Annotated in this window: 18 protein-coding genes; 8 read left to right on the top strand and 10 right to left on the bottom strand. The window is 62.7% G+C overall.

From position 1 onward, the window contains the following. Nucleotide 1 precedes the first annotated feature (1 nt). Together P0Y58_14480 and P0Y58_14475 are read left to right on the top strand one after the other, a co-directional pair. Nucleotides 2-3,136: an efflux RND transporter permease subunit gene (locus P0Y58_14480; protein WEK28116.1), complete on the top strand. Its 3,135-nt coding sequence runs from the start codon at nucleotides 2-4 to the stop codon at nucleotides 3,134-3,136. Continuing rightward, the gene (locus tag P0Y58_14475; protein ID WEK28115.1) at nucleotides 3,136-4,515 is read left to right on the top strand and encodes an efflux transporter outer membrane subunit; all 1,380 of its coding nucleotides are present in this window, start codon (nucleotides 3,136-3,138) and stop codon (nucleotides 4,513-4,515) included. Before P0Y58_14480 ends, P0Y58_14475 begins: the two co-directional genes overlap by 1 nt. A 205-nt stretch (nucleotides 4,516-4,720) precedes the next feature. Here the strand turns inward: P0Y58_14475 and P0Y58_14470 are convergent, their stop codons facing one another. Then, nucleotides 4,721-5,200 (bottom strand): VOC family protein, encoded by a 480-nt coding sequence (locus P0Y58_14470; GenBank protein ID WEK28114.1) that lies wholly within the window; start codon nucleotides 5,198-5,200, stop codon nucleotides 4,721-4,723. 234 nt (nucleotides 5,201-5,434) lie between these two features. Here P0Y58_14470 and P0Y58_14465 point away from each other — a divergent pair, with 234 nt between their 5' ends. Further along, nucleotides 5,435-6,085, top strand: a complete 651-nt coding sequence (locus P0Y58_14465) for a TIGR04211 family SH3 domain-containing protein (protein ID WEK28113.1) — start codon at nucleotides 5,435-5,437, stop codon at nucleotides 6,083-6,085. 61 nt (nucleotides 6,086-6,146) lie between these two features. Here the strand turns inward: P0Y58_14465 and P0Y58_14460 are convergent, their stop codons facing one another. Beyond that, nucleotides 6,147-6,425, bottom strand: a complete 279-nt coding sequence (locus P0Y58_14460; GenBank protein WEK28112.1) for a hypothetical protein — start codon at nucleotides 6,423-6,425, stop codon at nucleotides 6,147-6,149. 94 nt (nucleotides 6,426-6,519) lie between these two features. Further along, nucleotides 6,520-7,440, bottom strand: coding sequence for a LysR family transcriptional regulator (locus tag P0Y58_14455; GenBank protein ID WEK28111.1), 921 nt, complete (start codon nucleotides 7,438-7,440; stop codon nucleotides 6,520-6,522). Between the two features lie 124 nt (nucleotides 7,441-7,564). On the opposite strand from P0Y58_14455, the gene P0Y58_14450 reads away from it, so the two are divergent. After that, nucleotides 7,565-8,299 (top strand): SDR family oxidoreductase, encoded by a 735-nt coding sequence (locus tag P0Y58_14450; protein ID WEK28110.1) that lies wholly within the window; start codon nucleotides 7,565-7,567, stop codon nucleotides 8,297-8,299. A gap of 18 nt (nucleotides 8,300-8,317) precedes the next feature. Then, nucleotides 8,318-8,524, top strand: a complete 207-nt coding sequence (locus P0Y58_14445) for a 4-oxalocrotonate tautomerase family protein (GenBank protein WEK28109.1) — start codon at nucleotides 8,318-8,320, stop codon at nucleotides 8,522-8,524. A gap of 11 nt (nucleotides 8,525-8,535) precedes the next feature. Here the strand turns inward: P0Y58_14445 and P0Y58_14440 are convergent, their stop codons facing one another. Beyond that, nucleotides 8,536-9,417, bottom strand: a complete 882-nt coding sequence (locus P0Y58_14440) for a LysR family transcriptional regulator (GenBank protein ID WEK33335.1) — start codon at nucleotides 9,415-9,417, stop codon at nucleotides 8,536-8,538. A 110-nt stretch (nucleotides 9,418-9,527) separates the two neighbouring features. Here P0Y58_14440 and argC point away from each other — a divergent pair, with 110 nt between their 5' ends. Both argC and P0Y58_14430 read left to right on the top strand, forming a co-directional pair. After that, the gene (argC, locus tag P0Y58_14435) at nucleotides 9,528-10,469 is read left to right on the top strand and encodes an N-acetyl-gamma-glutamyl-phosphate reductase (GenBank protein ID WEK28108.1); all 942 of its coding nucleotides are present in this window, start codon (nucleotides 9,528-9,530) and stop codon (nucleotides 10,467-10,469) included. An 80-nt stretch (nucleotides 10,470-10,549) separates the two neighbouring features. Then, nucleotides 10,550-11,236, top strand: coding sequence for a GNAT family N-acetyltransferase (locus P0Y58_14430; GenBank protein ID WEK28107.1), 687 nt, complete (start codon nucleotides 10,550-10,552; stop codon nucleotides 11,234-11,236). A gap of 111 nt (nucleotides 11,237-11,347) precedes the next feature. Here P0Y58_14430 and P0Y58_14425 read toward each other — a convergent pair whose 3' ends face one another. The 5 genes from P0Y58_14425 to P0Y58_14405 form a co-directional block, all read right to left on the bottom strand. Then, entirely contained in the window at nucleotides 11,348-12,103 is a 756-nt protein-coding gene (locus P0Y58_14425) for an ABC transporter permease (GenBank protein ID WEK28106.1), read from the bottom strand. Beyond that, entirely contained in the window at nucleotides 12,103-13,308 is a 1,206-nt protein-coding gene (locus tag P0Y58_14420) for an ABC transporter substrate-binding protein (GenBank protein WEK28105.1), read from the bottom strand. The genes P0Y58_14425 and P0Y58_14420 overlap by 1 nt, the downstream gene beginning before the upstream one ends. Continuing rightward, on the bottom strand, nucleotides 13,295-14,116 hold the full coding sequence (locus tag P0Y58_14415) for an ABC transporter ATP-binding protein (protein ID WEK28104.1): 822 nt from the start codon (nucleotides 14,114-14,116) through the stop codon (nucleotides 13,295-13,297). The genes P0Y58_14420 and P0Y58_14415 overlap by 14 nt, the downstream gene beginning before the upstream one ends. Further along, complete coding sequence (locus P0Y58_14410; GenBank protein WEK28103.1) at nucleotides 14,113-15,177, bottom strand: acyl-CoA/acyl-ACP dehydrogenase; 1,065 nt, start codon at nucleotides 15,175-15,177, stop codon at nucleotides 14,113-14,115. The genes P0Y58_14415 and P0Y58_14410 overlap by 4 nt, the downstream gene beginning before the upstream one ends. A gap of 99 nt (nucleotides 15,178-15,276) precedes the next feature. After that, nucleotides 15,277-15,837 (bottom strand): carboxymuconolactone decarboxylase family protein, encoded by a 561-nt coding sequence (locus P0Y58_14405; GenBank protein ID WEK28102.1) that lies wholly within the window; start codon nucleotides 15,835-15,837, stop codon nucleotides 15,277-15,279. A gap of 102 nt (nucleotides 15,838-15,939) precedes the next feature. On the opposite strand from P0Y58_14405, the gene P0Y58_14400 reads away from it, so the two are divergent. Further along, nucleotides 15,940-16,860, top strand: coding sequence for an AraC family transcriptional regulator (locus tag P0Y58_14400; GenBank protein WEK28101.1), 921 nt, complete (start codon nucleotides 15,940-15,942; stop codon nucleotides 16,858-16,860). A 52-nt stretch (nucleotides 16,861-16,912) separates the two neighbouring features. Here P0Y58_14400 and P0Y58_14395 read toward each other — a convergent pair whose 3' ends face one another. After that, nucleotides 16,913-19,054, bottom strand: a complete 2,142-nt coding sequence (locus P0Y58_14395; protein WEK28100.1) for a polysaccharide lyase family 8 super-sandwich domain-containing protein — start codon at nucleotides 19,052-19,054, stop codon at nucleotides 16,913-16,915. Nucleotides 19,055-19,209 lie beyond the last annotated feature (155 nt).

The following is a 19,209-nucleotide window of genomic DNA, read 5'->3' as shown; positions in this document are numbered from 1 at the left end:
CATGGCACGTTTCTTCATCGACCGGCCGATCTTCGCCTGGGTCATCGCCATCCTGGTGATGCTGGGCGGCGGCCTTGCCATCTTCCAGCTGCCGCTGGCGCAGTACCCCAACATTGCCCCGCCGCAGATCAGCCTCAGCGCCACCTACACCGGCGCCTCGGCCAAGACCATGGAAGACTCGGTGACTCAGGTCATCGAGCAGCAGATGACCGGCCTCGACGGCCTCACCTACATGTCGTCCAGCAGCAGCTCGGCGGGCAGTGCCTCGATCACCCTCACTTTCGAGGCCGGTACCGACATCAACACTGCGCAAATGCTGGTACAGACCAAGCTGGAGCAGGCCAAGGCGCGGCTGCCCGAGGCCGTGCAGCAGCAAGGCATCGAGATTCACAACTCGGCCAGCGACTTCCTGATCATCCTCTCGCTGGTGTCGGACAACCCCGATGTCAGCGCCACCGATATCAGCGATTTCATCTCCAGCACCCTGTACGACCAGATCAGCCGGGTCAGCGGCGTCGGCCAGGTGACCACGTTGGGGTCGAGCTACGCCATGCGCATCTGGCTCGACCCGGACAAGCTCAAGCAGTACGCACTGATGCCATCGGATGTGAGCAGCGCGCTGGAGGCACAGAACGTCGATACCTCCGCCGGCCAACTGGGCGCCCTGCCGGCCCGCGCCGGCCAGCAGCTCAACGCCACCATCAATGCCCGCAGCAAATTGCAGACCGCTGCGCAGTTCCGCGACCTGGTGCTCAAGCACAACAGCGCTGGCGCAGTGGTGACCCTGGCGGACGTGGCCCGGGTGGAGCTCGGCAGCGAAAGTTATGACGTGGTCGCCGAACACAACGGCCGGCCCTCGGGCGGCCTGGCGGTGAGCCTGGCCACAGGTGCCAATGCGCTGGACGTGTCTGAAGCGGTTCAAGCCAAGCTCGCCGAGCTGGAACAGTTCTTCCCCGCCAAGCTGCAACTGCGCAGCGAAGTCGCCTACAACACCGCGCCGTTCGTGAAGATCTCCATCGAGGAGGTGGTCAAGACGCTGTTCGAGGCCATCGCCCTGGTGGTACTGATCATGTACCTGTTCATGCAAAACCTGCGCGCCACGCTGATCCCGGCCATTGCCGTACCGGTGGTGTTGCTGGGTATCTTCGGTGTGCTGGCCTTGCTGGGTTACTCGATCAACACCCTGACCATGTTCGGAATGGTGCTGGCCATCGGCTTGCTGGTGGACGATGCCATCGTGGTGGTGGAGAACGTCGAACGCATCATGGCTGAAAAAGGCCTGCAACCGCGCGAGGCGACGCGCCAGTCGATGGGCGAGATCAGCGGCGCGCTGGTCGGCATTGCCGTGGTGCTGTCGGCGGTCTTCGTGCCCATGGCATTTTTTGGCGGCTCCACCGGGGTGATCTACCGGCAGTTCTCAATCACGCTGGTGGCAGCCATGACGCTGTCGGTACTGGTGGCCATGTCCCTCACCCCGGCCCTGTGCGCGACACTGCTCAAGCCTGTGTCAGCCCACAGCGAACCGCGTCACGGTTTCTTCGGCTGGTTCAACCGCCACTTTGAGCGCACCTCCCGGCGTTACCAGCAGGCTGTCGGCAAGGTACTGGCACGGCCGCTGCGTGGCCTGCTGGTGTACGCCCTGGTGCTGTGCGGTGTGGCGCTGATGTTCCAGAAACTGCCGTCGGCGTTCTTGCCCGAAGAAGACCAGGGCATGCTGATGATGCAGATGACCCTGCCGGTGGGCGGCACCGACGAACGCCTGCAAGCAGTGAGCAGCCAGGTGCAGGACTACATGCTGCAGCAACCGGAAGTCGCCTCGATCCTGACCGTGCGTGGCCTGGGCAATGGCGGTAACGCCCAGAACTCGGGGCGCGGCTTCATCAAACTGAAGGACTGGAGCGAGCGCCAGGGCGAAGCACACAGCGCCGCGGCGGTGGCGCAACGGGCCAACATGGCATTGTCGAAAATCCTCGATGCCAACGTGTTCGTCATCGCGCCACCGGCCATTCAGGGCCTGGGGCAGAGCTCGGGCTTTGATGTGCAGTTGCAGGACCTGGCAGGCCTGGGCCACGCCGAGCTGCTCAAAGCACGCGACCAGTTCATCGAACTGGCGGCCAAGGACCCACGCCTGGCCAATGTGCGTGCCCAGGGCCTGGAAGACACGCCACAGCTGAACGTTGCCATCGACGACCGCAAGGCCGGTGCCATGGGTGTCGCCGCCAGTGACATCAACGCCACCCTCAGCACCGTGATGGGTGGCAGCTACGTCAACGACTTCGTCGATGCCGGCCGGGTGAAAAAAGTCTACCTGCAAGGCGAAGCCGACAAGCGCATGCTGGCCGAGGACATTGGCGCCTGGTACGTACGCAACGACAGTGATGCCATGGTGCCGTTGTCGGCGTTTACCAGCACTTCGTGGAGTACCGCCTCGCCGCTGCTGGAGCGCTTCAACGGCTTTGGTGCTTACGAACTGGTTGGCGAACCGGCCAGTGGCGTCAGCTCTGGCGTGGCCATGGCGGCTGTCGAGCAGATCATGGCGCAGTTGCCGGAAGGCATCGGCTATGCCTGGGCCGGCCAGTCCTACCAGGAACGCATGGCCGGCAACCAGGCCCCGTTGCTGTATGCCATTTCCATTCTGTTCGTGTTCCTGTGCCTGGCGGCACTGTACGAAAGCTGGTCGGTGCCGTTCGCAGTCATGCTGGTGGTACCGGTGGGTATCCTTGGCGCGCTGGTACTGACCGGGGTCCGCGGCCTGGCCAACGATGTGTACTTCCAGGTCGGCCTGCTGACCACTGTGGGCCTGGCGGCAAAGAACGCGATCCTGATCGTCGAGTTCGCCAAGGAAGGATACGAACGCGGCCAGGACTTGCTGACCGCCACCCTGGAGGCCGTGCGCATCCGCCTGCGCCCGGTGCTGATGACCTCGCTGGCGTTCATCCTCGGCGTGCTGCCGCTGGCCCTGAGCAGCGGGGCCGGTGCCGGCGGGCGCCAGGCCATCGGTACCGGTGTGCTCGGCGGCATGCTTGCCGCCACCCTGCTTGGCCTGTTCTTCATCCCCTTGTTCTATGTGCTGGTGCAGCGCCTGGCCGCGCGCCGCAACGCCCCACGCACCGACGTTGTCGCAGGAGAAGCCTGATGCGCCTGTCCCCTCTTCCCTTGGTGTTGGTGCTGGCCCTGGCCGGTTGCGTGAACCTGGCCCCGGACTATCAGCGCCCGGCTGCCCCGGTGGCCGAGCAATGGCCAGATAACACGGCCAACAGTAGCACCAGTGCCGACATCGCCTGGCAAGCCCTGTTCGTCGATGCCCGCCTGCGTGACACCGTAGCGCTAGCCTTGGCCAACAACCGCGACCTGCGCGTTGCGGCATTGAATGTCGAGTACCAGCGCGCGCAGTACCGTATCCAGCGTGCAGCGCTGTTGCCGTCCGTTTCTGCCAGTGCCGACGGCACCCGCCAACGCAGCGTGAGCGATGGCAGTAACGCAGTCAGCAGCCAGTACAGCGTCGGCCTGGGGGTAAGCAGCTACGAGTTGGACCTGTTCGGCCGCCTCGGCAACCTCAAGGACGCGGCGCTTGAAGACTATCTGGCACTGGAGCAGACTCGGCGCAGCACGCAGATCAGCCTGGTGGCTGAAGTGGCCAGTGCCTGGATGACCCTGGCGGCCGACCAGCAACTGCTGGCGCTGGCCCGGGACACCTACGCCAGCCAGCAGAAAACACACGATCTGGTGCAGCAAAGCCACGCGCTGGGTGGCGAGTCGGGCCTCAGCCTGGCGCAGGCGCTAAGCACGGTGGAGTCGGCGCGTGCCGACGTTGCCAGCTACCAAAGCCAGGTGGAGCAGGACCGCAATGCACTGGAATTGCTGGTGGGGCGTCGCCTGGACGACAAGCTGTTGCCGGGAGATGCCCGCCTCGATGCAGCGCTGCTGGTCGGCGTGCCGGCAGGCTTGCCTTCAAGCCTGTTGCAGCGGCGCCCGGATGTGCTGGCCGCCGAGCACACGCTCAAGGCAGCCAATACCGATATTGGCGCGGCGCGGGCGGCGTTCTTCCCTAGCGTTACCCTGACCGCCAGCGGTGGCAGCGCCAGCACCGAGCTGTCCGGGTTGTTTGCCGGGGGTAGCCGCGCCTGGAGCTTTGCGCCGTCGGTCAACCTGCCGATTTTCAATGCCGGCAGCAACCGGGCGGCCCTGGATGCGGCCAAGGTCAACCGCGACATCGAAGTGGCCACCTATGAAAAAACCCTGCAGACCGCCTTCAGTGAGGTGGCAAATGCGTTAGCCGTGCGCGGGCACATCAATGAGCGTCTGGAGGCCCAGCGTGGCCTGACCAGTGCCACCGAAAAAAGCTATGACCTGTCGCTGGCGCTGTACAAGCAAGGGTCGGACAGCTTCCTTGAGGTACTGGATGCGCAGCGCTCGCTGTACTCGGCGCAGCAGACGCTGATCAGCCTGGCACTGGCCGAGCAGCAGAACCGGGTAACCTTGTACAAGGTGCTTGGGGGTGGCTGGCAGGGTTGAGATTCAAAACCTTGAAACTTGCTCACAATACCTGTGGGAGCGGGCGTACCCGCGAACACCGGCAAAGCCGGTGGCATTCACCGCGGTGGCTGCTTCGCGGGCTTGCCCGCTCCCACAGGGGCTGCGATACACCTTCAGGCTGGCTTCAGCCCTGCTCCTGTCAATCGCGCAGGAAGCTTTCCTCGGTCGAGCTGCACCTGAGGGCTCACCCCTTCAATGCCGCCGCAATCCTGGCCACGTCGATCTTGCCCATCTGCAGCATGGCCTCGAACGCCCGCCTGGCCGCCGCGCGGTCGGTGTGGCCGATGGCCTCGATCAGAATGCGCGGGGTGATCTGCCAGGAGATCCCCCATTTATCCTTGCACCAGCCGCACACGCTGGCCTCGCCGCCATTACCGACGATCGCATCCCACAAGCGGTCGGTTTCGGCCTGGTCTTCGGTACTGACCTGGAATGAAAACGCCTCACAGTGCCTGAATGTCGAGCCGCCATTGAGCCCGACACAGGGTATGCCCATGACAGTGAACTCGACGGTGATGACATCGCCCTCCTTGCCCGAGGGGTAGTCAGCTGGCGCCTTGTGCAGCGCGATCACCTTGCTGTCCGGGAAGACACTCGCGTAGAAGTTGGCTGCCTCCTCGGCATCGTTGTCGTACCAGAGGCAGATGGTGTTCTTGGCAGTCATGGTCTTGCTCCATGAAGTGTGTGAAGCCTTGAGTCTAGCCCCACCCTTGGTCAAATCGGGCTATCGGCAGCGAAGCGCTCTGGGGCGGGTTCTGCAACATCCTGCAGACATTTCCGACATCAGGTAGTGAACCTGCTTACAAAAAATGGGTCTTTGGCTGACGGTCAACTCACCGACCGGTTCATCGGCCCAGTCACCGGGCCTACTTTTGTCCTGTTTCAGCGAAGACCTAACATGCCCGATTCCCGCCCAACCGCTTCCGTCCTCCCTGCCCTGCGCGGCGGCCTGATTGCCGCCCTGGTGGCCCTTGCCGCACCGGTGCACGCCGAAGAGCCCGTCAGCGACGCACGCTGGGTCAGTGACAGCCTGAGCACCTATGTGCGCAGCGGCCCCACCGATGGCCACCGAATCGTCGGCACCCTGAAGTCCGGCCAACAGCTGGCCCTGCTCGGCACCCAGGGCAACTACAGCCAGGTGCGTGGGCAGAATGGCGATGTGGTGTGGATACTCAGCAACGACCTGCAGGCGGTGCCGGGCCAGAACGAGCGCCTGCCGCAACTCGATGCCCAGGTCGCGCAGCTGACCGGGCAGTTGAAGACCATCGACGACAGCTGGAAGAGCCGCGTGCAGGGCATGCAGGAAACCCTCGACTCACGGAAAAAGCTGATCGACGAACTGGAAGCGCGCAACAAAGCGCTGAACGAGCAGTTCGACGAAAGCCAGTCGACCCTGCGCGATACCCAGGCGCGTCTGGGTGACGAGAACAAGCAGGTGATGATGCGCTACATGGTGTATGGCGGCAGCATTGCTGGGGCGGGCCTGCTGGCGGGGCTGATTTTGCCAGCGCTGACCCGGGGGCGGAAGAAGAACGATCGCTGGTTCTGACAGCGGGGCCATCCTGCACAGGCCTCTTCGCGGGTAAACCCGCGAAGAGGCCTATAAGCGCTTACCTGCTACGCGCCTTGTCATAGATGGCCTTGGCTTGCCCCGCTGAGGCGTTACATTGAGCCATATCACCCTTTTTCTGAGCATCCTTCGCAGTTTGCAGATGCACTTTGAAGTCATGGGCCATACCGCCATGCATCGCCTGACCACTCGCCTTGTGGAAGTCCTCAAGCTGCTTGATCTTGGCTTCGCAGTTGGTGGCCGCCGAGTCATCAGCATGGGCAGCAAAACTCAGCACAGAAGCAATCACCAACAAAGGTATGCATTTTGTGGATTTCATGGAGCGTTCTCCTGGAAAACCATAGGGTTCGTCGAGGTGTATTCGGCTCGACGCAGCGAAAAGCATAGTTGGCCGATTCCTGTAGCGCAGCGCTTCAGCCCAGCGGTAAACCGGTCTCGGCGAACAGGAAGTCGATGAAAACCCGCACCCGTTGCGGCATGTGCCGGGCCTGGGGGTAGATCAGCAAGAATGGCCGCGAGGTCCCGCCAAACTCGGTAAGCACCTCCACCAGCTCACCCGTGGCCAGTGCATCCTGCACGGTAAACCGGTAGGCCTGCATCAGCCCACCGCCATGGCGTACCAGCGTGGCCGTGGCAAGAAAATCGCCCAGGCAGGTGAACGCGCCCTGGGTTTCGAGTTCCACCAGGCGGCCATCCTGGCGAAAGCTCCACGGCGGGCGGCGGCCGCTGCTGGGCATTTCAAACTGGATGCACTCGTGCTGCTGCAAGTCCTCCAGCGTTTGCGGCGTGCTGGCGCGGGCCAGGTAGCCCGGGGTGGCCACCACTATTAGCTCGGCATCCTCCAGGCGGCGTGCGACCAGGCGTGAATCGGCCGGCTCGCGGCCACGAATGGCCAGGTCGAACGGCTCTTCGGCAAAGTCCACGTTGCGGTTGCTGACATGCACATCCACTTGCACCTTTGGATAGCGCTGGCGAAAACGCGGCAGCAATGGCAGCAGCCGATGATGGGCATAGGGCGTTGGCGCACTGATGCGCAGGCGGCCGCTCGGCTCGACCTGGCCACCCGTGACCTGGCGTTCGGCCTCGACCAGTTGCCCCAGTGCCAGCCGACATTGCTGGTAGTAAACCTGGCCAGCGGCGGACAAGCGCATTTGCCGGGTGGTGCGCACGAACAGGCGCACACCAAGGCGCTCTTCCAGCCGCGCCACGCTGCGGCTGACTGCTGCCGGGGTGATGCCGGCCTCTGTGGCGGCAGCAGTGAAGCTGCCGCTGTCGGCGGCCAGGCAAAACAGCTCCAGGCTGCCCAGTTGCAGGTCATCAAAATGGCGGGTCATGGTGGCTCGATTGATTACATGATGTATCGATTGAAATGCTTTGCGCCCCATTTTTCAAGTGCAGATAGCGACCTACAGTGACCCCACACCGAGCCTGTGGCTCACTTCACTGGAGAACCCGCACATGAACAAGCCAAGCACCGTCATTATTACTGGAGCCTCCAGCGGCCTGGGGTTTGCCCTGGCCGAGGCCTTCCTCGAACGCGGCGACAACGTGGTCGGCAATGCCCGCAGCCAGTCACGCCTGGAGCAGGCCGCCGCCCGCCTCGGCAACCCCTCGAGCTTCATCGGCGTGGCGGGCGACATTGCGCAAGCCGAAACGGCGCAGCGGCTGTTCGCTGCCGCCCTGCAAACCTTTGGTAGCGTAGATATCCTGATAAACAACGCCGGCATCTTCATTGCCAAACCGTTTGTCGAGTACAGCGAGGCCGATGTCGACGCCCTGGTCGGCACCAACCTCAAGGGTTTCTTCTACCCGGCCCAGGAAGCGGCGCGGATCATGGCCAGCCAAGGACACGGGCAGATCATCGCCATCACCGCCTCCATCGCCCTGCAACCGGATACCCGCGTGCCGGCCCTGCTGCCGGTGCTGGTCAAAGGTGGCCTGAACCAGGCGGTGAAGGGCCTTGCGCTGGAACTGGCAGCCAGCGGCGTGCAGGTGAATGCCGTGGCGCCAGGGATCATCGCAACACCGCTGCACGGCGACAATGTGCAGGGGATGGGCGCGCTGTCGCCAAGTGGCCGCACCGGTTCGCCCCAGGACGTGGTAGACGCGGTGCTGTATCTGGCCGACTCGCGTTTCGTCAGCGGCGTGATTTTGCCCGTGGATGGCGGTAGCACCGCTGGCACCTGGCACTGATCCGAGGAGCACGCAGCCATGCCCTATGTTCATATCCGTGTAACCGATGAAGGGGTTACTGCCGAGCAGAAGCGCCAGCTCATCGAAGAGACGACGCGCCTATTGCACGAGGTGCTGGGCAAGCCCCCGGCCAGTACGTTTGTGGTAATCGAGGAAGTGCCAACCGACAACTGGGGTGTAGGTGGGGAGACGGTGACCGCAGTCCGGGCGCGAGAGCGGGGTTGAACCCGGGGCCCTCACTGCCGCAGCCGCTCCAACGCCTGCAACACATACCCCGTGGCCCGTTCCACCTGCCCCTCCCGGCAGGCGATGCCCAGTTGCCGCCACAGCCCTGGTCGCAATGGACGGCGCGCGATGCGCCGGTCCAGCTCGGGCACCTCACCTTCCTGCGGCAGCAACGTCGCGCCGTACCCGGCCCCGACCAGGCTCTTGATCGCATCGTTGTAATTCAACTCGATCCGCGGCTCGGGGTACATCCCCGCTGCCGCGAACCACTCGCCGGTCACCCGCGACAGCTGGGTAGTGCTGTCGTTGAGGATCAATGCCCGCTGCGCCAGCCAGGCCGGCGTGACCTTCGCTGGCGGCTGCCAGTCGGCCGGCACGTAGGCCAGGATCGGGTCGCGCCGCCAAGGGGTAACCGTCAGCCCTTTGCCGGCCACCTGCGGCAAAGCCACCAGGCCGATATCCAGCGTCCCTTCACGCAATCGCGCCAGCGACGCCTGGGACGTGAGCACTTGTACCTGCACGTCGATCCCCGGATGGTCCACACGCAAGTGCTCCAGCGCCTGTGGCAACAAGTGGGCGATGGCACCCGTAGACGCCCCCAGGCGTACCCGCCCGGTCAGCCCCTGCACCTGACGGCGCACTTCGTCCAGCGCCAGGTCGGCGTCAGCCAGCAGCCGCCGGGCACGGGCCAGCAGTGTTTCACCAATGGCCGTGGGGCGCACCTGGCCGCGGGTGCGACCAAGCAACGGGGCGCCGATACGCGCCTCTAGTTCGGCCACATGCAGGCTGATGGTGGGCGGTGCCAGGTTGAGCTGGCGGGCGGCCTCGGCAAAGGAGCCCAGGTCGCTGATGACTACCAGGGTACGGAGGCGGTCGAGGCTGATTTCGCGCATGGTCAGTACCGATCCTTCAGGAAAACTGAATACATCGGTCATCATATTCAAATTTTCATTACCAAGGCCACAGGCGAGCATAGCCCAACTTTTTCCAACCGGACCTGACCATGCACACTCCTGTTGTATTCATCGACGGCGACCAAGGCACCACCGGCCTGCAAATCCATGCCCGCCTGCAAGGCCGCAGCGACCTGCAACTGCTCACCCTGCCCGAGGCCGAGCGCAAAGACCCGCAGCGCCGCCGCGAGGCCATCAACAGTGCCGACATCGCCCTGCTGTGCCTGCCTGACGACGCCGCCCGCGAGGCTGTAGCGGCGATCGTCAACCCGCAAGTGCGGGTGATCGACGCCAGCTCCGCGCACCGCACCACCCCGGGCTGGGTCTACGGCCTGCCGGAACTCGACCACCAGCAAGCCGAACGCATTGCCCAAAGCAAGCGCGTCAGCAACCCGGGCTGCTACCCCACTGGCGCCATCGCCCTCCTACGCCCGCTGGTCAAGGCCGGGTTACTGCCCGCCGACTACCCACTGGGCATCCATGCCATCTCCGGCTATTCCGGTGGTGGCCGCGCGGCCGTCGAGCGCCACGAACAACCAGGTGCCGGCAACGCCCCGGTCCTGCAACTGTATGGGCTGGAGCTGGCACACAAGCACGTACCGGAAATCCAGCAACACGCAGGGCTGTCGGCACGGCCGCTGTTCATGCCCGGCTACGGTGCCTACCGCCAGGGAATCGTGCTGAGCATCCCGCTGCAATTGCGCCTGCTGCCCGGCCAGGTCAGCGCCGAACAGCTGCAGGCGTGCCTGGAACAGCACTACCAGGGTGCCCGCCACGTCCAGGTGATGCCGCTGCATCAGCAAGGCGCAGCCGCAAACCTTGACCCCGAGGCACTGAACGACAGCAACAACCTGCGCCTGGCGCTGTATGCCAACCCCGAGCATGGCCAGGTACTGCTGACCGCGGTGTTCGACAACCTGGGCAAAGGTGCATCTGGCGCGGCCGTGCAAAACCTCGACCTGATGCTCGGTGCGATACAGCGACAAGGCTGACAGAATAAAACCGGTTAGAATGTACAGCCCGCGCCAACCTGGCCCGGGCTGTATCCCCACCCGCCGGAGCCTGCCCCCCGATGTTCATCCTGAGCCGCCTCGACAGCGTGCCGCCCGAATCTTTTCAGAACCAGATCCGCGAACTGGTGATCCACAATGTCGGCGAACTGAGCAGTGTCGCCATTACCGCCGACAACCCGCTGTATCCGCTGTATCAGTACGGCGTCGGCATGGAGGTGCACCAGTACCTCCAAGCGCTGGATGGCACCCGCGGCCTCGCCGTGGCACTGACCCTTGCACTGGATGCCGAGGCGCCTGACCAGTTGCTGGGTTTTGCCCTGTCGCTGCCGGCAGGGGACGACAAGCAGGCTTGCTCGTTGGCGTTTCTTGCCGTGCGCGCCAGCCATCGCCGCCAGGGCATCGCCCGCGCCCTGCTGGGCGACCTGCAGGCTCGCCATGCCTGCGTGGAACTGAATGCCTTTGCCAGCCAGGTGCCGTGGTTCGAGACCATGGGTATGCAAGTGGTGGCCGCCAATGGACCACAGGTGCTGATGAGCAGTACCGGCCAGGCCAGTGATGCGCTGATCGGGCGCCTGGACATTGCACCGATTTATCAGACGGCTGAAGTGCTGCAGATTCATACCTACCTGCTTAACCAGCAGGGTGAGGATGCGATGATCGAAGCGGAGCAGATGCGCGATGAGCGGCTGGATGAGCTGGCTGCTCAGGCGCTGGAATGTGTACGGCAGCGCAAGACGGTGCATTGATCCGAGGGCCTCTTCGCGGGCTTGCCCGCTCCCACAGGGATACCATCAGGCCCAAGGGCGGTGAAGTACCTGTGGGAGCGGGCAAGCCCGCGAAGAAGCCCCACTGGCCCGTCAGCCATGCACCCAGCGCCGATGCAGCCCACGCGCCAAGGCATCGAGCATGAACCCCAGCACGCCAATCAGCAGCACCATCGCCATCAGCTCGGAATACGCCAGCCGGTCACGGGTATCAAGAATGAAGTACCCCAGCCCCGCGCTCACCCCCAGCATTTCGCACGGCACCAGCACGATCCACAGAATCCCGATGGCCAGGCGCACACCGGTCAGCACATGGCCAATCACCCCCGGCACGATCACCTTGCACAAGGTTTCCCAGCGGGTGGCGCTCAAGCTGCGGCTCAGTTGCAGCCAGCGTGGGTCCAGCTGCCTTACCCCAGCGGCAGTGTTCAGCAAGATCGGCCACAACGCGGCAAATGCCAGCAGGAAGTAGATCGGCTGATCACCCACGCCCATCAGCATCACCACCACCGGCATCCACGACAGAGGCGAGATCATGCGCAGAAACTGAAACGCCGGCGTGGTCGCCGCTTCCAGGTGCCGGTAGCTGCCCACCAGCAAGCCCAACGGCACGCCAATCAAAAGTGCCAGCAGCAGCCCGACCAGGATGCGCTTGAGGCTGACCCAGATGTGCCCGTAGACCTCGCCCTGCCCCAACAGCTCGATCAGGCTGGCGAGAGTGGCCTGCGGAGAAAAGCGCGCCGACAGGCCGTCGACCTGGCCGAATACGGCAACACCGGCCCACCACAACAGCAACAAACCCAACAACCCAGCCAGGCCAAGCCCGGCATGTACGACATGCATGCGCATCAGACGGCGAACTCCTCGCTACGCTCGAAGTTTTCGGCAATCCCGAACACCGACGGGCCTCCGACCGCAGCAATGGCATTGCGCACAAAGCGGTCATCGACCAGGTCGCGGGCAGTCTGCGCCGGGTCAAGCCCGGCAAGGAACGCGTTATCACCTTCTATCAGGGTGGTTTTCAGCCGTTTGACCAACTCTTCGGTGTAACTGGGGAATGGGTACGGCTGGAAGTCGATGCGTTTCTCATCCCATTGCTGATGGCGAATGGCACCACTGGCAATGTAGCTGGCGCGGTCCTCGGCGGCCGGGGCCAGTACCTTGGCCAGCACTGCAGGGTCGTGCGGCGTATACTTGTTGGGGCCGGCCCTGGACAGCAACGCGGCGGCTTCGGCGCGGTGGTCGCGGGTCCAGTGCTGGGCCTTGACGATGGCATTGACCACTTTCTGTGACCACTCCGGGCGGTTGTTCAAATCATGCTCATGCATGAACACCACGCAGCACGCGTGGTTGCGCCATACATCGCCGGTAAAGCGCTGCACGCGGCCAACCTTGAGGGTCTCGGCCAGGGCGTTGAACGGCTCGGCGACGATGTAGCCGGCGATGCGTTTACTGGCCAGAGCGGGTGGCATGTCAGATGGCGGCAATACCAGCAAATTGACTTCGTTAGCGGCCAGTTGCGCGCTGACTGGTTTCGACACCGGGGTCAAGCCGTTGTCGTTGAGCATCTGCTGCAACACCACATTATGGATCGAGTACCAGAACGGAATGGCCACGGTCTTGCCACCGAGCTGTTTCAACTCGGTAATGTCCGGGGCCACGGTCAGCCCCGAACCGCCCACGTGGTTCCAGGCTACGACCTTGGCCGGCACTTTGCTGGCGTAGCGCGCCCACACGGTCATCGGTGACAGCAGGTGAATGACGTTGACCTGGCCCGAAATGAACGCCTCGATCACCTGCGCCCAGCTGCGTAGCAGTACCGGGCGCTCGGCCTTGATGCCTTCAGCTTCGAACAGGCCGTTGTTGTGCGCCACCAGCAATGGCGTGGCGTCAGTGATGGGCAGGTAGCCGATGCGCACCGGCGCATCCGGCTCGGCGGCGGCGCGGGCCTGCAGGCTTGAGAGCAACGGCAGCGCGCCGGCCGCCGTAAGCATGGCACCCAGCTTGAGAAAATCACGACGCGAAGAAGAGGAACAGCAGTCATCCATGCACATGGACAGCCTCCGAGGGCAAAGGGGTTGAGGTAGGTTCGTCTGTGCGGCTTGCCCGCCGAAGGGTTTTGAGAATTTCGATACGCAGTGCGCCCAGTTCTTCGACCCGTTGCGTGCGCGGTTGCGGCAGGTCGATGTGCCACTGTCCGAGGGTGTGCGCCGGGTGGTTGCCCAGTAGCAGCACCCGGTCGGACAGCAGCAGGGCTTCGTCGATATCGTGAGTGATCAGCACCGCCGCCGTGTTGTGGGTGTCGATCAGTTGCAGCAACAGTTGCTGCATGTCGGCGCGGGTCACTTCATCCAGCGCACCGAACGGCTCGTCGAGCAGCAGCACTTCGGGCTGGCGGGCCAGGCAGCGGGCCAGTGCCGTGCGCTGGGCCATGCCGCCTGATAGCTGCGCCGGGTACTGGCCACGGGCGTGGTCCAGGCGCACCGCGGCAATCGCATGGTCGATGCGTGCGCGCCGCTCAGCAGCGGCCAATTTGGGCTGACGGGCGAAGTCGAGGCCAAAGGCGACGTTCTTCTCCAGGCTCAGCCAAGGCAGCAGGCTCGGGTCCTGGAACGCCACCGCCAGCCGGGGATGCGGCCCCTGCAGCGGCTGGCCGTGCAAGGCCACACTGCCACCGCGGGGCTCCTGCAAGCCGGCCAGCACCCGCAACAGGCTGGATTTGCCGACGCCACTGGGGCCGAGAATGCTCACCACTTCACCGGGGGCCAGCTGCAGGTCGAACTGCGCCAGCACCTGCTGCCAGCCACCCTCACGCGGGTAGCCCAGGCTGATATCGCGGGCTTCGAGCAACACGTGGGTCATGCGGCGCCCGCCTGGCGTTGCAGTTCGGCGCGCAACTGCACCAGGCTGGGCGTGACGATCGGCACGAAGGCCGATTCGCGCCAGCGGCGGGCAAAACCTTCGCCATACTCGCTGAGGTAGGCCTTGCCGCCACTGGCCTGCAGCTCCAGCTGCACGGCATCGGCGGCACTTTCGGCCAGCGTGATGCGCAGCTTGAACAAGGCTGCCGGCTGCTGCTGAAAGCGGCCATCGAGCAATCCCTGCATCAGCTCGCTCACGGTATTTTCCAGGCGTTCGCTGAGCACCTGACGTGCCTCGTCGAGGAACGAGGCACGTCCATGCAGATGCGCTTGCACCTCTTCCAGCGCCCGTCGCGCCAGGCCGATGGCCATGCCGCACTGCAGCGCCAGGAACGCCGGGCGTACCCGTGGCAGGAACTCGCGGGCATTCTCGTGCAGCAGCCAGTCACGCGCCAACGGCACCTGGTGGAACGCCAGTGCAGCCGTGTTACTCGACTGCAGGCCCATCAGTTGCAGGTCGTCGGAGCGCTCCAGGCCTTGCGCGTCGGAAGGAATGGCCAGTATGAACGGCGCACCACCGGCTTCGTCTTCGATGGCCGCCGCCACCACAAATCCGCTTTTGCGCAGGTTGGTCACCCAGTGCAGCCGCCCTTCCAGGTTCCAGCCATCGGTTGCAGGGCGACCGCGCACCTGCAACGCTTCTATACCAGACAGGAATTTCATGGCGTTGGACAGCCCGGTGGCACCGGCCAGTTCGCCGGCCAGCAGGCGCGGCAGCAGGCGTTCACGCAGGGGCTGGTTGGGGCTGTGCAACAGGTATTCGATAAAGGCGCGCTGGCCCCAGCAGACGAAGGCTGCGGCCAACGAGCGGCTGGCAATGGCGGCAATTGCTTCGACCGCGTCGGTCACCTGCCCGCCTGTGCCGCCCAAGGCCGGGTCCACACCCACGCGCAAAAGCTGCGATTCGGCGATCTGCGCCAGCACCTGCTGCGGTTCGCACAGGCCCCGGTCGATGGCCTCGGCATTGGCGTCCAGCCAGTGTCGAAATGCACAATCTTGCATGGTCTTGCTCCTGTTGAAACACCGGGGCCGCTTTGCGGCCCGTTCACGACACAAGGCCGCTCCTGCAACGACCGCGTAAAGGTCGCGGTCACACGTGGGCTATGCAGAAGGCTGCCACCGGTATTTGCCAAGCTCGTCGTTGAGTGGCGTCTGGGCGAAAACATTAGCAAAGTTGCAGAGGGTTGCGAGGCTTACCCCCAGAATCACTTCCAGCGCGTTGCCTTCGCTGAAGCCTGCTTCACGGAAGGCCTGGTAGGTGGCTTCGCTGACATTGCCACGGGTGTCGATCACTTCGCGGGCAAATGCGGCCAGGGTTTCGTAACGGGCATCGGGCAGCTCGCCACGGGCACGCAGGGCATCGACCACCTCTTGCGGCAGCTTGGCCTTGTTCAGCGCCACAGCGGTGTGGCCGGCCACGCAGAAGTCGCAGCCATGCCGGGTGGCAGCAATCAGCTGCACCACTTCGCGCTCGGCCAGGCTCAGCTCGGATTTGCCGTTGAGTGCTGAAACGGTCACGTAGGTTTCCAGCGCTGCAGGGGCGTTGGCAAGCACGCCCAGCAAGTTGGGGATGAAGCCGGAATTTTTCTGCGCGTTCTCAAGAAACGGACGCGCCGCTTCCGGTGCGCTCTGCAGGGTGTGTAGAGTAATGCGCGAGGACATGCAGTGGTCTCCTTTGATGGGTGTCACTACAGTCTGTTGGTTATAAGAATTACCCTCCATATTCATCAGTCGCCTTTCCTTGCTCCTGAGTCTTTGTATTAGATGATTTCGTCCAGCCACCTTGTCGATTGGTTATTAGAAGGCCTGGAGCTTGATGCCAGCCTGTTTCATGTCGGCCGCTACTGCGGCGGCTGGCACGCCAGCACCCAGGGCATGGGGCGTGCCAGCTTCCACTTGGTAGTGCAAGGGCATTGCTGGCTGCACATCGATGGCCAGGCGCAACCGGTGCGCCTGGAAAAGGGCGATGCCGTTTTCCTGTTACGCGACTTGGCCTATCGCCTGTCCAGCGACCAGGATCCGCTCGACGCCTGTGCCCAACCGCGCCAGGCAATGCAGGCACTGGACAGCGAGGCCAGCGACGGCGTCGGGCTGGTCTGCGGCTTCTTCCATTTCCAGTCCGGCTTGTCTTCATTGATTGTCGAAGGCCTTGCTGACTGGATATTGCTGCGCGCCGAAGACCCCGCCGGCAATGCCGCGCGGGCGTTGTTCGAGCTGATTCTGGAAGAATGCCGCCGTACCGCTGGCCCGTCGCAGGCGTTGCTTGAGCGGCTGACGCACCTGTTGTTCCTGTACGTGCTGCGCCAGCAGGTGATTGCCGGCCAGTCGCTGGGCGGGCTGGTCGCCCTCGCCCGCCAGCCCGCGTTTTCCGGGCTGCTGGAGCAGTTGATCGAGCAGCCAGGGCAAGCCTGGACGCTGGAGAGCATGGCCGGTTGCACCGGCTTGTCGCGGTCGGCGTTTTTCAAGCGCTTCAATGAACTGGCCGGGCAATCACCGGGGCAGGTGCTGCTGGCCCTGCGCATGCGCCATGCCAGCCAGTTGCTGCGGGCGGGGAATACCGTAGAACAGGTGGGCGCGCAGGTGGGGTATCAGTCGGTGGCGGCGTTTACCCGGGCGTTTGCCAAGGCAGTTGGGGTGCAGCCGGGGGCGTACCGGCGGCGGCACCAGGGTCACAGTAAGCTGTGAGGAGGATTGCTCCACTCTCAGCTGACACTACCCGCTGATGAGTGCTGCGCAATTACGCGCTCACACCCTTTTCCGTAAACTCGACGGTGACACCTTTACCCCGGTAGTCCAAGTCGGTAGGCAGCATGATTTTATGATTGTAGGTGCGGTTCTTCCACTTCAGCTGAACTTCGATAGCATCAAGCTTTTGTGTCGGGTCGCTAATCGTCAGGGTGAGCTTAGCGTCCTTTAACAGCGCGACAAATGCCAGTGGTGCCTTGGGTGTAATCTTTACCTCATCCAAATCAATGTCGACCGATGGGCTGAAAATCGATCCGGCCGCTAGGTTTTTTTTACTCGAAACAATGTATTGCGACGTGGCAGAGCATACAAAAAAAGGTTGACTTCCAACCGAGCCCGCCTTTCGAATCACATACGCATACCTGTCTTCACTTACTTGACCGTGATTGATCCACAGCGAAAATGTACCGCCGCTTACGGGTTCGGCAGACTGGTCACCATTAATGGATTTCCATGAACCCCGACTGGTGGTCAGCTCTACACTCACGTCGGCTGGCAGTAAAAACTGATAGACGACACCGTCGTGGCTCACTTCAGAGATATCTGACTGCCTGAACGTCCCAGAATTTATGCTATACCCCCCAGTACTGGTTTCTGAGCGCACGTGCCATGTGTCATGCCAGCACTGATTTACTGTGGTGTGCACATTATGAGACACGCCCGACAGGTCCCCTGTGAGGCCAAGACAATAAATCTCGCCGGCCAACGTGATGATTGTTTTACGGGAGGCTTTGATGTTTTGCCGCGACAGGACCATGGTCGCGACACCTACTGTGCCATCGCTGAGAACCCCGGCAAAATCATGACTGCCCCAGCCGTGGCTACCGAACCGCACCTGTGGATACTCGAAATGAGGATCTTCTTCCACCGTGGTCCCAGGCAAATACTGCCAGTGCCACACGGGCTGGATGCCCTCGTATTCTTTACCATGGGTATGAACGAAATAGCTCCCCCCGCCCATGTAATACCCCTTAAGATTTTCACCATTTCCCGTTTCGGTGCCAACGGTTCGCGTGGATATCACTTTGCAGAAAACCGCGAAATCATTGTCAATGTGCGACAGGTAGTCATTGGTCCAAAATGCTCGAGTCCCCCTGAACCCTGGAACCGTCAGCCCTTTTCCGCTCGCCAGCTCTTTCATCTCGCGTAACCGGCCTGGATTATTAGCGGTCGGCAGCAGCGCCTCGCACCACCTCGACCATGCTGATGTCCCGCCGCCGCTGCTACGGCTGATGGCTCTTCCCAGAGCATGAAAATCATAACGCCCGGCATAAGCGCACCATGCCAAGCCCTCGGTCAAATGAAGTTCGATATTTTCCAGGCTGGCTGATGTCAAGCCGAAGACCCCGACCAGTGCGGCTTTGAACTTGAAAACCGTCTCCAGGAACACGAAACCGTAACTACCTGCATATAATTGCGAGCACACGGACTTATCACGTATCACGAAAGGGTTGTGTTGACTGTAACTGTAGTCCGTCCTGATGCCCTCCCCCCAGGTCGGGGCCGACAGGCTGGCGAACTCACAGCACTTTGAGACGGCCCTTGAGGCTGCATAGGCCTGCGCCAGGTAGCTCACATCCGATGTGTTTTTCCAGCCGGCAAGTGACCAGAAAAGCTGAATATATGCAAACTCGACCTGATTGGCGGCGTACTGTTTTTGGTCAACATTAGTAAGCGTCCGGACATATTCAATACTCTCAAGAGGTGCTTTACGTGTAACGGACAGGAGCATCAGGCAACGCGCCACTTGTGACGCAAGACCCACCTTTAAATGATACCAATTGCCGGTAACATATCCCTGCTCCGTATAAAAACGTACTGCCTCCGCCGCACACTTCCCGCTGGCATCGTCATTATGCTTCACGGCGAAACTGGCAAGCATCTTTACACGTTCCAGGTGCTCATACAGAGGGGCCGTATTTCCGCCTACCTCTTTTTTTTCCGGATAGATAATATCTTTGAATTTCCCGTCTTTATAGTCGGCCTTCCATTTACTGACGGTTGCCTCGGTGGCTGCGGTGGTTTCGCGAGCCACCAGATACTCCAGCATTTTCTCGGCATCGGCCAGCCAGGCCGACGGGGCCGCCTTCATACTCCGATTGGCCTCTTCAACCCACGCATCACTGAGGTTCATGTTCCTGCTCCTGAATGTGATTACAGGCAACGGGGCGGCCCTTTGACTGCATCGGGTAGTCATTAGGGAAAACTGCCCATTTCCATTAGCGTGGGCGAACCGATGCCAAGCGGCAACTGACAAAAATGACAGTTGTGGATGGCCGAGCGCCCGCC

Source organism: Candidatus Pseudomonas phytovorans, from assembly GCA_029202525.1.
Classification (GTDB): Bacteria; Pseudomonadota; Gammaproteobacteria; order Pseudomonadales; family Pseudomonadaceae; genus Aquipseudomonas; species Aquipseudomonas phytovorans.
The sequence above is the reverse complement of the archived record's forward strand: the minus strand, read 5'-3'. Positions and strand labels throughout refer to the sequence as shown.

Coding starts and splice junctions, on each gene's coding strand:
- P0Y58_14460 (WEK28112.1), bottom strand. CDS start 6,425: ATGAAATCCACAAAATGCATACCTTTGTTGGTGATTGCTTCTGTGCTG.
- P0Y58_14440 (WEK33335.1), bottom strand. CDS start 9,417: ATGCGCGAAATCAGCCTCGACCGCCTCCGTACCCTGGTAGTCATCAGC.
- P0Y58_14445 (WEK28109.1), top strand. CDS start 8,318: ATGCCCTATGTTCATATCCGTGTAACCGATGAAGGGGTTACTGCCGAG.
- P0Y58_14465 (WEK28113.1), top strand. CDS start 5,435: ATGCCCGATTCCCGCCCAACCGCTTCCGTCCTCCCTGCCCTGCGCGGC.
- P0Y58_14425 (WEK28106.1), bottom strand. CDS start 12,103: ATGCGCATGCATGTCGTACATGCCGGGCTTGGCCTGGCTGGGTTGTTG.
- P0Y58_14480 (WEK28116.1), top strand. CDS start 2: ATGGCACGTTTCTTCATCGACCGGCCGATCTTCGCCTGGGTCATCGCC.
- P0Y58_14455 (WEK28111.1), bottom strand. CDS start 7,440: ATGACCCGCCATTTTGATGACCTGCAACTGGGCAGCCTGGAGCTGTTT.
- P0Y58_14395 (WEK28100.1), bottom strand. CDS start 19,054: ATGAACCTCAGTGATGCGTGGGTTGAAGAGGCCAATCGGAGTATGAAG.
- P0Y58_14405 (WEK28102.1), bottom strand. CDS start 15,837: ATGTCCTCGCGCATTACTCTACACACCCTGCAGAGCGCACCGGAAGCG.
- P0Y58_14475 (WEK28115.1), top strand. CDS start 3,136: ATGCGCCTGTCCCCTCTTCCCTTGGTGTTGGTGCTGGCCCTGGCCGGT.
- P0Y58_14420 (WEK28105.1), bottom strand. CDS start 13,308: ATGTGCATGGATGACTGCTGTTCCTCTTCTTCGCGTCGTGATTTTCTC.
- argC (WEK28108.1), top strand. CDS start 9,528: ATGCACACTCCTGTTGTATTCATCGACGGCGACCAAGGCACCACCGGC.
- P0Y58_14415 (WEK28104.1), bottom strand. CDS start 14,116: ATGACCCACGTGTTGCTCGAAGCCCGCGATATCAGCCTGGGCTACCCG.
- P0Y58_14410 (WEK28103.1), bottom strand. CDS start 15,177: ATGCAAGATTGTGCATTTCGACACTGGCTGGACGCCAATGCCGAGGCC.
- P0Y58_14430 (WEK28107.1), top strand. CDS start 10,550: ATGTTCATCCTGAGCCGCCTCGACAGCGTGCCGCCCGAATCTTTTCAG.
- P0Y58_14450 (WEK28110.1), top strand. CDS start 7,565: ATGAACAAGCCAAGCACCGTCATTATTACTGGAGCCTCCAGCGGCCTG.
- P0Y58_14470 (WEK28114.1), bottom strand. CDS start 5,200: ATGACTGCCAAGAACACCATCTGCCTCTGGTACGACAACGATGCCGAG.
- P0Y58_14400 (WEK28101.1), top strand. CDS start 15,940: ATGATTTCGTCCAGCCACCTTGTCGATTGGTTATTAGAAGGCCTGGAG.